The sequence below is a fragment of the Plesiocystis pacifica SIR-1 genome (assembly GCF_000170895.1).
GTDB lineage: Bacteria > Myxococcota_A > Polyangia > Nannocystales > Nannocystaceae > Plesiocystis > Plesiocystis pacifica.
This window is the reverse complement of sequence record NZ_ABCS01000079.1, coordinates 33,132-46,612: the sequence shown is the minus strand read 5'-3', so window position 1 is coordinate 46,612 and position 13,481 is coordinate 33,132. Positions and strand designations below refer to the sequence as shown.

The following is a 13,481-nucleotide window of genomic DNA, read 5'->3' as shown; positions in this document are numbered from 1 at the left end:
CGGCTCGACCGAGCCCAGCGCAGAAGGGGACGCCGCGCCTGCACCCGCCGAGCCCCTCGCCGAGCTCCTCGTGATCGTGAAGACCGGGCGGGTCCCCTACAAGATCCCCCAGCGCATCCCGATCGGCGCCGCCGTCGGCCTGGCCCACACCTACGTCACCGGCGACACCAGCGTGCTCGAGCACGGCGCCTTCAAGGTCGTCACCTACCCCGACCTCGAGCCCGCCGGCAACCTGTTCACCGAGGCCGGCTGGTCCGTGGACGGGGTCCCGGTCCAGATGGACCTGGTCAGCGACATGGGCTCGGAGATCGTGCGCGAGTTCGAGGAGATCAAGCCGCGGATCATCGGCTCGGCGATCACCCGCATGATCGTCCGGGCCGCCGCCGCCGAGGGTGCCCGCGCCGCCGGCAACGAAGCCAACAGCGCCGTCGGGTTGATCGGCGCCCTGGCCATCGAGGGCACCATGGTCGCCCTCGACAAGCCCGACACGCGCTCGTGGACCACCCTCCCCGATCGCGTGTTCATCGGGCGCGCGGCCGTCCCCGCTGGCGAGCACGAGCTCGAGATCACCGTGTTCGGTGAGCACGGGGCCGAGCACCGCCGGGTGACCGTGAATGTCGGTCAGGGGGGCTACGTCGTGCTCGACGTCACCACCTTGCGCTGAGCTTTCGGGGCCATCTTGGCCCATGTTTAATCTGGTTTAATCTGCTGAAATCGCTGGAGACCGCCATGACGCGCCACTTTGGATCCTCGCCCCTCGCCCGCCCCCTCCTCGCCCTCGCACCCCTCGCGCTGGGCGGCGCGCTGAGCCTGGGCCTCATGGTCGCGGCGCCCGGCGAGGCCCAGGCCGCCGTCCGCGGCGGCCCCAACGGCATCGAGTTCGAAGGCGCGCAAGATCGCCGGGGCGTCTACCTGGGCCCCGGCGTCTACTTTGGCTCCTCGTTCATGAAGGACACCATCGTCCCCGACGTGGGCCTGAGCTTCAGCTTCGGCGGCGGCGTGTCCAAGCGCTTCCTGCTCGGCGTCAACCTCCACGGCGCCAAGTACCTGGGCCGCCAAGAGGGCGCGAGCTCGTGGGTGTTCGGCGGCGACTTCGAGGCCCAGGCCTTCGCCTGGCGCGGCCTGTACATCCGGACCGGGCTCGGCGGCCAGGGCCTGCCGGCGGGTGATCCCAACAACACCCTGACCGTGGGCGTGGGCGGCAACGTGGGGGTCGGCTACGAGTTTTGGCTCAACGCCACCGCCGCCGCCTCCGTCGGCATCACCTACGACGGCCGCTACGTCACCGGCGCCGAAGAGCTCGTGCCCGACCGCGCCCGCCACAGCGGCATGGTCGGCATGCGCTTCACCTTCTACTAGCTCAGCCGACCAGCTCAGCACTCCTTGCGTAGCGCTACTCGTTGCGTAGTCGCGCCTTGGCGATCCAAAGACGGGAAGACAACGCGGTTGGCAGTTCGGCACGGGCTGACCACCGAGCTACCGTCAAAATATGTTTGCAGTGTAGTTGGGGCGACGAAGTCTCCATTTGGCACAGTCCATCGCGACCCCTAGAGTTCGTGCATGGATTTTCGCTGGTTGAAGACACGGTCGTGGATCGGTCTCGCCTGCTTCGCGCTGGCCTGTCCGTCCTCCGAGGGTGAGGACGAGCAGGGCGACGAGGCGGGCGAAGAGGCCGAGGAGGGCTCGAGCGAGGGCGAGGACGGCGGCGAAGAGGGCGGCGAGATGACCGAGCCCGGGGCCAAGCTGCCCGCCCGGCGGCTGAGCCACTTCGAGTATCAAAACACCCTCCGCGACCTCTTCCCGCACATCGAGGTCCCGCAGTTCGAGCTCCCGGCTGACCCGAGCTCGGACGGCTTCGACAACGACGGCGAGGCCCTCGTGCCCTCGACCTTGCTGATCGAGCGCTACGACGAGAACGCCCGGGCCCTCGCCGAGCTGGCGACCGAAGACCTGGCCGCGCTCATGGGCTGCGAGCCCATGGACGGAGAGAGCTGCGCCCAGAGCTTCGTCGACAGCTTCGGGCGCCGGGCCTTCCGCCGCCCGCTGACGGAGGACGAGCGCGTCGACTACATGGCCTTCTTCCACGAGGCCCCCGGCGACTCGGACATGCGCGCGGGCGCGGAGCTGACCCTGGCCTACTTCCTCCAGAGCCCGCAGTTCCTCTACCGCCTCGAGCTCCCCGGCGAGGACGAGGCGCTGCCCGAGCCCGGCGAGTTCGCCCCCGTGGGCGGCTACGAGCTGGCCTCGCGCCTGTCCTACTTCCTGTGGAGCTCGATGCCCGACGAGGAGCTGCTGACGGCCGCGGGCAACGGCGAGCTCTCGACCCCGGCGCAGCTCGAGGACCAGGCCCGGCGCATGCTCGACGATCCCAAGGCCCGCGACGCCTTCTTGCACTTCCACGAGCAGTGGTTCGACCTCGAGCGCGTCGACCAGGTCTCGAAGCTGCCCGAGCACAACTTCGACGACGCCACCCGAGCCGCCACCAAGGAAGAAGCGCGGCGCTTCGTCGAGCACGTGATCTTCGACGAGCAGGGCACGCTGACGGACCTGCTGACCTCCAACCGGACCTTCGTCAACGACCGCCTCGCCGAGATCTACGGCATCGCCCAGCCCGAGCCCGACACCTGGGTCGAGGTCGAGCTCGACCCCAGCCAGCGCGCGGGCTTCATGACCCAGACCGCCTTCTTGGCGGGCCACGGTCACCCCCTCAACCCCTCGCCGGTGCTGCGCGGCGTCTACACCCTCAAGGACGTGCTGTGCTGGCCGCTCGGCGCCCCGCCGCCCGTCGCCGAGGCGATGATGATCCCCGAGGCGCCGGAGGGGCAGACCAACCGCGAGGCCTACGAGGCCCTGACCGCGGCCCCGGAGTGCCAGGCCTGCCACAACATCATCAACCCGATCGGCTTCTCCTTCGAGCACTACGACACCCTCGGGCGCTGGCGCGACGAGGACAACGGCAACCCCATCGACGCCTCGGGCGAGTTCCAGGAGGCCCAGTTCAACGGCGCCCCCGAGATGATGAGCCAGCTCGCCGAGCGCGACGACGTGCACCGCTGCGTGGCCCGCAAGTGGCTGCGCTTCGCCTACGGCGGCGGCCGAGTGTTCGAGACCGAAGAGATCCTGGCCGAGACCGAGGCCGCGTTCGCGGCCGTCGACTACTCCATCACCGAGCTGATGGTCGCCATCGTCACCCACCCCCGCTTCGCCGAGTACGCGGCGCCCAACTGAGCCCGAGCCAAGAACGGAGTCGACCATGACCAAAAAAGCTTCCCCTCGGATCAAGCTCTCCCGCTCGCGCCGCGCCGCGCGTGCCCGCGCCCAGCACGTCCAGACCATGCGCCGCCGCCAGTTCCTCAAGGCGGCCGGCGTCGGCGGAGCCTCGCTGTTCCTGCCCAGCCTCGGCCAGCGCAGCCTCGCCGGCCCCGGCGACGGCCCGCCCTGCCGCCTGGTGGTGTTCTTCCACGAGCACGGCGTCTACTACGACAACTGGAAGATGCGCCTGCCCAACTCGCCGGAGTCGGACCAGGTCGACTTCGAGTTCGACCTCGGCAACCTCGGCGCCGAAGAATTCAGCCCGATCCTCGCCCCGCTCCACGCCCACCGCGACGACATGGTCGTGCTCGACGGCCTCGCCTACCTGACGGCGATGATCGACCCCTACGGGGACGGCCACGCCAAGGGCTGGATGACGGCGATGACCGGCAACATCGCCCGCGAGACCTACGACGACGTCAAGAGCCACGCGCTCACGCCCTCCTTCGATCAGATCATCAAGGAGATCGTCCGCGCCCAGGACTCGCAGCTGACGGACCTGGCCTCCCTCGAGTACGGGATCCGGCCGTGGGACGGGACCTTCCACCACATGAACTACGGCCTCGACCCCAACGGGGACGCGGTCAAGGTGCCCCACGTGGTCGACCCGGCCGCCGCCTTTGCGACCCTGTTCCCGGACACCGAGGGCGACCCCGTGGCTGCGGCGCGGACGACCGTGCTCGACCGCGCCGCCGAGCAGTACGAGCAGCTCATGCCCCAGCTGTCCTCCGAGGACCGGGCCAAGCTCGAGCTGCACCGCGACCTGGTCCGCGACCTCGAAGAGCGGGTCACCGCGCTCCAGAACCTCGAGTGCAACGAGCCCATCCTCGAGCCCTGGGACGGCGGCTGGGAGTGGACGCCGGAGATGTACAACTACCGGCTACCGGCCATGCTCGACCTGGCCGCGGCGGCGATCTCGTGCCGGGTCAGCCGGGTGGTCAGCTTCCAGACCGACGTCCCGCCCATCGAGCTGCTCGGCGGGACCGGGGACTACCACCACGACTACGCCCACCAGTCGGCCCCCGGCTCGGACCAGGACAAGGTCGACGTGGTCACGGCCCAGGGGGCCGCGCACGCCGAGCAGGTCGCGATGATGGTCGAGCGCCTCAAGGCGATCCCCGAAGAGGGCGGCACGGTGTTCGACAACACGATCGTGCTGTGGATCAGCGAGCTGGCCACGGGCGGCCACACCCACGACCAGGCGCCGGTGGTGATGCTCGCCGGGCAGAACACGCCCTTCGCCCGCGGTCGCTACCTCCGCTTCGCCCAGACCACCCCGCGCCCGGCCCCCCTCGACGGCGGCTGGTACCCCGAGGGCCTCGTCGGCCAGGCCTACAACCCGATGCTCGTGTCGATCATCCAGGCCATGGGCGGCGAGCAAAACTACTGCGGCCGCAAGAGCGTGACCGGCGTGTTCCCGGGCGGCGGCACCGTCGAGATCGGGCTGACGGGCACCATGGAGAGGCTCTACGGATGAGGAGGCCGAGCAGGGCGCTGCCCTTCGCGCTCGGCCTGAGCCTGACCCTCAGCCTGAACCTGAGCGCCTGCGGCGGCGGGGACGAGGACGGCGGGGACGAGGGCGACGGAGCCGAGGACGGCGACACCATCGGCCACGAGTCCGACACCGGTGACGACGAGTCCGGGGAGTCCGACAGCTCCGACGACGCGGACGACACCGGCGAGTCGACGACCGGCGAGCCCGACCCTGGCCCCGCGGGGATCTTCGTCGCCGTCGGCGACGGCGGCCGACGGGCGAGCTCCAACGACGCCCTCGAGTGGGCGGAGATCGTCGGCTCGGGGGTGTTCGACACCCAGGCCGAGATGGGCGAGGAGGACATCCTCCGCGCCGTCGCGGCGGGCGACGGAGCCGTGGTCGCCGTCGGAGGCGGCGGCGTCGACTGGACCGGCAACGCGATGGTCATGCGCAGCACCGACGGCGTGAACTGGGACGAGGACCTCGTCGCCGGCCAAGAGGGCGTCGACGGGCGCAAGCTCTACGCCGTGGGTTACGCCGACGGCAGCTTCGTGGCCGGCGGCGCCCAGGCCCACCTGATCGCCAGCAGCGACGGGGGCCAGACCTGGTCCTCGGCCTACGGCGAGCACCACAGCTACACCCCCGTCCACGGCGTCGCCGGGCACGGGCAGATCTTCGTCGCCGTGGGCGAGCACCGCGACGAGTACGACTCGCCCCGGGTCGCCTACGTGCACCGCAGCGACGACGGCGGGGCCAGCTTCGGCGCGCCCAGCTACTTCGGCGAAGACGGCGACTTCCTGCGCTCGGTGGCGTCCAACGGCGAGACCTTCGTCGCCGTGGGGCCTCGGGTCTGCCTGCGCAGCGCCGACGGCATCGACTGGCAAGACTGCGGGCTCTCGGCCCTGGAAGAGTTTGGCGCGGTCAGCTTCACCAACGACCGCTTCGTGGTCACCTACGAAGACGGGCTGAGCACCAGCAGCGACGGCGAGAGCTGGTCGCCCCACGTCGAGTCCCCGACCGGGGTCCCGGCGGCGATGGTCTACGGCAACGGGGTCTACGCGGGCCTGCGCTACTACGACCGCGGGACCTCCGAGGCCCTGAGCGAGTGGAGCTACGTGACCCACGGCAGCTTCCCGCTGCGCTCCCTGGCCTTCCTCCCCCTCGAGTAGATCTTCCCCTCGAGGTGGCAGACCCGCGGGCTTTCGGACCCGCGGGCTTTCGTTATGCTCGGCCGGGCATGCTCGGCCCCGAGGAGCTGACCGGTCGCCTCGCGACCGTGATCCGCGCGCACAGCCCCCGGCCCGTGCTCGTGCTCGTGCCCCACGGGGGCGCCGCGCGGTGGTTGCAGAGCCTGCTCGTCGAGGCCCTCGGCGTCGTCGTGGGCGCGCGCATCCTCGACCTCGACGCGCTGCTCCGCGAGTCCCACCGCGCCCTCGCGGGGGACGAGCTGCCGACCCTCGACGCCCTCGCCGAGGTCCGCCGGGCGCTGCTCGCCGATCCCGAGCGGCGCTACGCGGCGATCGCCGACCAGCCCAGCTACCAGCGCGAGGTGCTGCGGACCTTCGTGGCGATCGAGCGCAGCCTCGCCGCCGGGGCCGGGCTGCCGGCCAAACCCGAGGCCGGGCCCGACACGGGACCCGAGGCTGGGGGAGCCTGGGACCGCGCCCTGCTCGACGCCTTCGAGCGCTTTCGGGAGGCCGTCGCCAGCGAGGACGCCGAGTGGCGCGGCCGAGACCTGGGCCGCCTGCTCGCCGGGCACCCCCGCGTGCCGACCCTCCGCCCCGGCCGCAACGCCGCCAAGATCGCCATCGGCTTCGCCCCGCCGACGACCCCGCGGTGGCAAGAGGTCCTGCTCCGGACCCTCGGCTTCGAGCGCTGGACCCTGCCGACGCCCACGCACACCGCCGCCGATCGCCGTCGACCCCTGACGCTCCGGCTGGGCTGCGCCGGACCGGAGGCCGAGATCGCCGCGGTCGCCCGCTGGCTCCGGCGTGAGCCGAGAGCGGCCATCGTGCTCGCCCCGGCGGAGGCCATCCCCCGCTGGGTCGTGCGTCTGCGCCACCGCGACGTACCCGTGCGCGCCCACGTCGACCTGCCCGCGGCCCAAACCGCCGCCGCCCAGGCCGTGCGCGCGCTGCTTCGGATCCTCGGAGGCGGGGAACACCAGCGCGAGGACGCGGCGGTGGCCCGCGCGGACCTCGAGCGGGTGCTGTTTGGCCGCGCGCTCCACGTGTTCGGGCCCGTCGCCGAGGATCTGGGCATCGAATTCCCCGCGGACGTCCGCCCGGGCGACTTGCACCAGGCGTGGGCGAACCAGCGCGCGTCCGCGGTGCGCCTGAGCACCCTCGCCGCGCGCCTCGAGGCCCGCGCGTCGGCGTCCGAGGCCCGCGCGAGCACGGAGGAACGCGGTCAACGCTTCGGCTGGACCGCTGAAGAGCTCGAAACCCGCCGCGCGCGCGAGCGAGACGCCCACCGCCTGCTCGCTGGGGCGATCCACACGCTCGAGAGCCTCGCCGAGCTCGGCCGCACGGGTGATCTGAGCCCCGATCGAAGGGATCTGGCCGCCGGGCTGCGCCAATTGCTGATCGATTGGGGCGCGGGCAAGCGCGCGGCGGTGCTGGGCACCGACGGACCCGAGCTCGCGGCCGTGCGCGTGCTGCTCGACTACCTCTCCCGAGCCCGCGGTAGCTTCGCGCGGCTCAGCGCGGGCCTCGATCACGCCCTGAGCTTCGCCCGCGTGGGTCACTGGGAGCACGATCGGGCCGTCGACGGCCCGCCAGCGGTGTGGATCCTCGACTACGCGACCGCGTCGGCCCTGCGCCCGCTCCCGATCGGGGTCGAGGCCGTGGTGCTCACCGGCCTCGACGCCCACCCGCGCCCGCCGATCGCCCGCGGGCCCGCCTCCGAGGGGCTGCGCGAGAGCCTGGGCCTGACCCTGGACACCCAGCGCTTCCTGTCGCAGCTGCGCCACCTCGACGCCCTGGCCGAGACGCCGCGGACGGTGCTGGCGAGCTGGCGGTGGCGCGCGGGCTCGGGGGCTCGGCGTCCGCCCGGGGCGTGGATCGCCGGGCGCCAGCACGAGGGGTCGCCGGAGCGGCAGGTCGGCGTGGACGCGATCGCGCTGCCCCCTGAAGTGGAGGCCGGCGCGAAGCTGGCGCCCAGCGCGCCGATCGAACGCGCCCTGCTCGACTGGAGCGACGAGCCCGGCCTGGCCGAGCGCGTGCGCGCGACCGTCAGCCACGAAGCCCGCGCGCTCGGCCCGCACACCGGCGAGCTCGGCGTGGCCGTGCCCCCGACCCGGCCCTACTCGGCCAGCGCCCTCCAGCGCTTCGCCGAGCTGCCCTACCGCTACTTCATCGAGCGCGTCCTCGGCTTGCGCGAACCGGCCACCGGCGACGGGACCTCGGCCCTGCTCGCCCGGGAGCAAGGCGCCGTGCTCCACCGCGCCCTCGAGTCGGCCTTCGCCCCGCGCCTCGCCGCCGGCGACGTGAACGGGAACCCCTGGCTCAACCTCGCCGTCGCCGGTCCCGAGCTGCTCCAGGCCACCCTCGACGCCCTCGAAGAGGGCTACCGACGCCGGGCCGAGCACGGCCAGGCCGAGGCGATCTGGACCGGCGAGTACCAGCGCTGGGCCGTGGAGCTCGAGGCCTGGTGGCGCGCCTGGTACCAGCGGCTGTGCGCGGCCATGGGCACGGCCAAGCCCCTGCGCGGCAAGCCCGAAGCGATCGAGACCGTCCCCGGCATGGTGCTGTGCGGCGTCGAGTGGTCCCCCGGCGACGACGGCTCGGACGCGGACGCCCTCGCGCCCTTCGAGCTCGAGCTCGGCGAGGCCCGCCTGCCCCTGATCGCGGCCGTCGATCGCATCGAGGCCAACCCGCTGGTCCAGGAGCTGACGATCTGCGACTACAAGACCGGGCGGCCCCAGTGGCCCGCGTCGATCCTCGCGGAGCTGCGCGCGGGGACCCACCTGCAGCTGCCGCTCTACGGCCTGGCCGTCGACCAGGTCGCCCGCGCGACCCCACAGCGCCTGGGCCTGAGCGCCCCCGCGCCCGTGGGCTCGCTGCGCCTCGAGTACCTCCAGCGTCCGCCCCGACAGCCCTGGCAAGACCCCAACAAAGAGGTGCTCCCGGTGACCCGGGGCTTTCGCCTGCGCGCGCCCCTGGGCGTCGACGAGGACGGCCACACCCGCACCGTGGCCGAGGCCGCCGCGCGCTTCGCCCTCGCGTTCGCGCGCGCCATCGAGACCGGGCACTTCCCCCTCGTGTCGCGGATTCCAGCGCGGCGTTGGGGCGGCTCGCGCAGCGATCGCGTCGCCGAGCTCGCCCGCGTCGTCCCCGAAAAGCACGGGCGCGAGGACGGCCTGCCCCCGCCCTTGCGGCCCTTCGCCCACGCCGCCGAAACAGACGCCGAGCTGGCCGAGCCCCGGCCGCGCGACAGCGAGGTGGTCCGGTGAGCTTGGACCCGATCTACGATCCTGGGCGCTCCGTGGTCCTGGTCGCCGCCGCGGGTACGGGCAAGACCTGGCGCCTCGTCCGTCGCTACCTGCGGATCGTCTCGCGCTTCGCCGACCCCGAGGAGATCGTCGCGGTGACCTTCACCCGCGCCGCCGCGGCCGAGATGCGCGCCCGCGTATTCGCGGCGCTGACCCAGACCCGCGCGCCCTCGCCCGAGGACGACCCGGTGCTCGCCGAGCTCATCGAGGGCTGCTCCCTCGGCGAGCGCCTGGGCCTGACCGAGCGCGTCGCCGCGGCCCCGATTGGCACCCTGCACTCCCTGTGCGCCCGCCTGCTCGCCGAGTTCCCCGAGCTCAGCGGCGTGCCCCCGGACGCCCGCCCGCTCGAGCCCGCCGAGCAAGAGCTCGAGCTCGACGCCTTCGTGCGCGGGTGGATCGACGCGGCCATCGACGAGCTGCGCCACCCCGCCCACGAGCGCTGCGCCGAGCTCCTCGCCAGCCACCCCGTCGCCTTCGTGCGCAGCGAGCTGCGGGCCATGCTCGGCGATCCCCACGGCGCCAACGTGCTCGGCGACGCCGCCGACTCGGCCCCGCTCACGGGCCCGGCGACCCTCGGCGAGCGCTGGCCCGACCCCGCCGCCGTCCAGGCCGCGCGGCTGCGCTTCGTGGCCACCCAGTGGCTCGACTACCTGCGCGAGATGCATGGCCCGGTCGCCGTGCTGTTCCAGGCCTGCGCCACCCTCGAGCGCCCCAACGAGCGCCAGCGCGAGCTCCAGGCCAAGCTCGTCGCGGTCAGCCGCCACTTTGGCCTGCGCTTCGAGCAGCTCGACGCCGCGCGCTTGGTCCGGGTCGCCGAGGAGGTCCGCGCGCTGACCTCGACGCGGGCGTCCAAGAAGCTCGGCCCGCAGATCGGCGCGCTCTTGCAGCAGCTGCGCAACATCCACAACGTGGTCTCGAGCCGGCGCGAGCGGCCGATCTTGCCGGACCCCAAGCGGACCCTCGAGGCGGATCAGGCCGGTCACGCCGAGCACCTGAGCCGGTGGCTCGAGCTCGCGGACTTCGCCCAGCGCGACTGGGTCGCGAGCCTGCGTCGGCGCGGGGTGCTGCGCTACGACGACCTCGAGCGCTTCGCCGCCGACCTGCTCGCCGATCCCCGCGCCCAAGACCAGCTGCGCGGGCGCTACCGCCACCTGCTCGTCGACGAGTACCAGGACGTCAGCCCGATCCAAGCGCGCATCCTCGAGGCCCTCGTCGAGCTGTGCGGCCGCGCCGACGCGCCGGTGCGGGTCTTCTACGTCGGCGACCCCAAGCAGTCGATCTACCGCTTCCGCGGGGCCGACCCCGAGGTCTTCCAGCGCGCCGAGCGGACCGTCGACGACGGCCAGGCCGTGGTCCGGCTGGCCGAGAACCGACGCAGCTCGCCGAGCCTCGGCCGCTTCTTCGCCGAGCTCTTCCCGCCCCTGTTCGCCGGCGCCCTGCCCTGGGCCAACACCGCCGAGTTCGGTCGGCCCTTCGAGCTGGCCCGGCTGCGCGACGTCGAGGACCACGCGCGGGTGCCCTGGGACCAGGACGTGACGACCGTGCGCGCGGCCGATCGTCTCCCGGGCCTGGCCGTCGACTCGCTGCTGCGCATGCGACCCAGCGGGGAGCTCCCCGAGGACGCCGACCCGCTGACCCGGGAGACCGAGCGGGTCGCCGCCCACGTCTACGGCCTGCTGTGCGGGGCGACCCTCGGCGACGACAGCAGCGACGACCCGCCGACGATCCGCGCCCGCGACGTGGCCATCCTCGTGCCGCGCTGGCAGCTCGCCGAGCGCTACCGCGAAGCCCTCGACGCCCGGGGCATCCGCGCGGACCTGGCCGGCGGCCGCGGCCTGCTCGCCCTCCCCGAGGTCCGCGACCTCATCAACCTCGTGCGCTGCTTCGCCGACGAGCGCGACGCCCTCGCGGCCGTCGCCGTGCTCCGCGGGCCCTGCTTTGGCCTGTCCGACCTCGGCCTCTACGTGCTCGGTCGCTGGCCGGGCCTCGACCGTCGGGTCCAAGAGGCCGACCCCGACCTGCCCGAGTTCGCCGAGCTCGACGAGCTGTGGGAGCGCTGGGACGACGACGAAGACGACGGCGAGAGCTGGCCCCGGACGCCGCCCCGCCCCTACCGGCAGGTCCTCCGCCACGGCCGGCTGTTCCCCGAGCGCGCCCTCGCGGCCCTCGCCGAGGCCGGCGTGCTCGAGCCCGAGCGACGCGCCGCCCTCCAGGCCCAGCTCGAGCGCGACGCGGCTTCTCTCGAGGGCGGGCGCGATCGTTTCTGGGCCCTCGCTCGCCACGCGGGCGCCCGCAGCACCGCCGAGCTGCTCGCCGACCTGATCACCGCGTTTTGCCTCGAGGCCCACTGGCTCGCCAGCCCCCGCGGGCGCCGGGCCGTCGCCAACGCGTGGCGCTTCGTCGAGCACGTGCGCACCCTCGAGCCCGACGGACCGGACCTCCAGCGCCTCGTCAGCTGGCTCGACGCCGGGGCCCAGCCCGCCCCCGAGGGGCTGATCTCCCCCCACGCCGACGCCGTGACGATCACGACCTGGCACGGCTCCAAGGGCAAGGAGTGGCCCGTGGTCGTCGTCGCCGGCTTGGGCGAGTTCCGGCCCAGCCCGACCCGCGCGAGCTGGAGCGCCGAGCCCGTCCCGACCCTCGGCAGCCAGACCAAGCTCGCCGTGCCGCGGATCCGCCCGCCTCACCAGGGCTTCTCCGCCCGCTTCGACAGCCTCCACCCGGTCTGCGCCAACCTGACCACCCCGCTCGAGGCCGCCGAGGCCAAGCGCCTGCTCTACGTCGCCATGACCCGCGCCCGGGACCGCCTCGTGCTCTCGGGCGAGGCCGACCCGCGCACCCACGTCCACGTGGGCGATCGAGCGTGGCTGAGCCTCGAGCGCGGGACCTCCATGGATCCCCTCGTCGGCGAGCCCAAGCCCGCCTACCTGTGCCGCCGCCCCCTCGAGCTGCTCGTCGCGGGCCTCGACATCCCTGCACCGCACGCCGGACTCGGCGCGGTCGGGAGCGACACGCTCTTGCGCCCGCGGGCGGCCGCGTGGAGCCTCAGCTTTTTGCGGGTGATCGAGGACGCCGACCTGCGCGCGGGGCTCGAGCGCAGCCTGCCCGCCCCGCCGCCCGTACCCGAGCCCGCTGTCCCTCCGCCCCCTCCCAAGGCCCGCAAGCGCGGCCGCAAGCGCAAGGTCGACAAGCGCCAGCTCGGCCTGTTCGCCAGCATGGGCCTCGACCCCGAGCCGCCGCCGCCGCCCAAGCCTCGGCGCGGGCGCGTCGACGTCATGCGCTGGCGCGCGGGCCCTTCCCTCGCCAGCTGGCGACCCAGCGCGGGCCGCTCCCCCTGGCCGGTGAGCGAGCTCGACTGGGACATGCCCCTGCCCGCCCGGCGCCCGATCGTGCTCGAGGCCGACCCCGACCCCGACCCTGACACGAGCGAAGACCCGCGCGAGCTCGGTGAGCTGTTCCACGCGGCCATGGAGCGCTGGGACTTCCAGGGGGATCCACCGAACGCCGCCGCCCTCGGCGAGCTGGTCGGCGTCCACTTTGGCGCGCGCTCCCCAAAGCGCCGGACCCAGCTCGCGCGCTGGCTCGAGCGCACCCTCGCGCTGCTCCTCGATACGCCGCTGCATGCGGAGCTGTGCGCCGCGCGGGAGCGGGGCGAGCTCTTCCACGAGCTCGACGTCGACGCGCTGATCCCCAGCTTTGACGCGGAGCGGGCCGACAACCGCGTCCGGGGGCGCATCGACTTGCTGTGGCGGGACGACGAGGGGGCGTGGTGCCTGCTGGACTACAAGGTGACCAGCAAGGTGCGGTCGCGGGCGGAGATGGAGGAGCTGCAGTGGGAGTATGGGCCGCAGCTGTTGCTGTATCGGCGGGCGCTGCAGGGGTGGGTGCTCCGGGGGGAGAAGGTTCGGCTGGGGAGGTTTGGGTTGTGGTTGGCGCCGGCGGGGAAGGTGATGTGGTTGGAGGAGTGAGGTGCTGGTTGATGGGGTGCTGAAATCTGCTTTTGGGCTTCGACGGTGCAGTCGGACTGCGATGCGCTCGTGGCTCCGGCGGTGCAGTAGGACCGCGGTGCTCTCCAGGCTCCGACGGTGCTCCGCGGCCTATTCGGCGGGCTCCTCCCCACTCCTGCGCTCGAGCCGAGCCACGCTTGGCTGCTCTTCCAGGGCTGTACGCGGCTCGGTGCTCGTCGCAGGGACCCCTCCCGCC

7 protein-coding genes are annotated in these 13,481 nt (G+C 73.1%); all 7 read left to right on the top strand.

What is annotated here, in order from left to right:
- On the top strand, positions 1 to 664 hold a 664-nt coding region (locus tag PPSIR1_RS30165; RefSeq protein WP_006975012.1), incomplete at its 5' end, for a COG3014 family protein.
- A gap of 65 nt (positions 665 to 729) precedes the next feature.
- Positions 730 to 1,359 (top strand): hypothetical protein, encoded by a 630-nt coding sequence (locus PPSIR1_RS30160; RefSeq protein WP_006975011.1) that lies wholly within the window; start codon positions 730 to 732, stop codon positions 1,357 to 1,359.
- A gap of 201 nt (positions 1,360 to 1,560) precedes the next feature.
- Positions 1,561 to 3,228 carry a DUF1592 domain-containing protein gene (locus PPSIR1_RS30155; RefSeq protein ID WP_086001834.1) on the top strand — a complete coding sequence of 556 codons (1,668 nt, stop codon included), beginning with the start codon at positions 1,561 to 1,563 and terminating at the stop codon, positions 3,226 to 3,228.
- A 25-nt stretch (positions 3,229 to 3,253) separates the two neighbouring features.
- A complete protein-coding gene (locus tag PPSIR1_RS30150; RefSeq protein ID WP_006975009.1) occupies positions 3,254 to 4,789 on the top strand; it encodes a DUF1552 domain-containing protein in 1,536 nt (511 codons plus the stop codon).
- Entirely contained in the window at positions 4,786 to 5,955 is a 1,170-nt protein-coding gene (locus PPSIR1_RS30145; RefSeq protein ID WP_006975008.1) for a WD40/YVTN/BNR-like repeat-containing protein, read from the top strand. Before PPSIR1_RS30150 ends, PPSIR1_RS30145 begins: the two co-directional genes overlap by 4 nt.
- A gap of 68 nt (positions 5,956 to 6,023) precedes the next feature.
- Positions 6,024 to 9,239: a PD-(D/E)XK nuclease family protein gene (locus tag PPSIR1_RS30140; protein WP_006975007.1), complete on the top strand. Its 3,216-nt coding sequence runs from the start codon at positions 6,024 to 6,026 to the stop codon at positions 9,237 to 9,239.
- The gene (locus tag PPSIR1_RS30135; RefSeq protein WP_006975006.1) at positions 9,236 to 13,246 is read left to right on the top strand and encodes a UvrD-helicase domain-containing protein; all 4,011 of its coding nucleotides are present in this window, start codon (positions 9,236 to 9,238) and stop codon (positions 13,244 to 13,246) included. The genes PPSIR1_RS30140 and PPSIR1_RS30135 overlap by 4 nt, the downstream gene beginning before the upstream one ends.
- Positions 13,247 to 13,481: the final 235 nt, after the last annotated feature.

What these genes read in the sequence shown, in the direction of transcription:
- PPSIR1_RS30160 (WP_006975011.1), top strand. Translation starts at nt 730, where the DNA reads ATGACGCGCCACTTTGGATCCTCGCCCCTCGCCCGCCCCCTCCTCGCC.
- PPSIR1_RS30155 (WP_086001834.1), top strand. Translation starts at nt 1,561, where the DNA reads ATGGATTTTCGCTGGTTGAAGACACGGTCGTGGATCGGTCTCGCCTGC.
- PPSIR1_RS30150 (WP_006975009.1), top strand. Translation starts at nt 3,254, where the DNA reads ATGACCAAAAAAGCTTCCCCTCGGATCAAGCTCTCCCGCTCGCGCCGC.
- PPSIR1_RS30145 (WP_006975008.1), top strand. Translation starts at nt 4,786, where the DNA reads ATGAGGAGGCCGAGCAGGGCGCTGCCCTTCGCGCTCGGCCTGAGCCTG.
- PPSIR1_RS30140 (WP_006975007.1), top strand. Translation starts at nt 6,024, where the DNA reads ATGCTCGGCCCCGAGGAGCTGACCGGTCGCCTCGCGACCGTGATCCGC.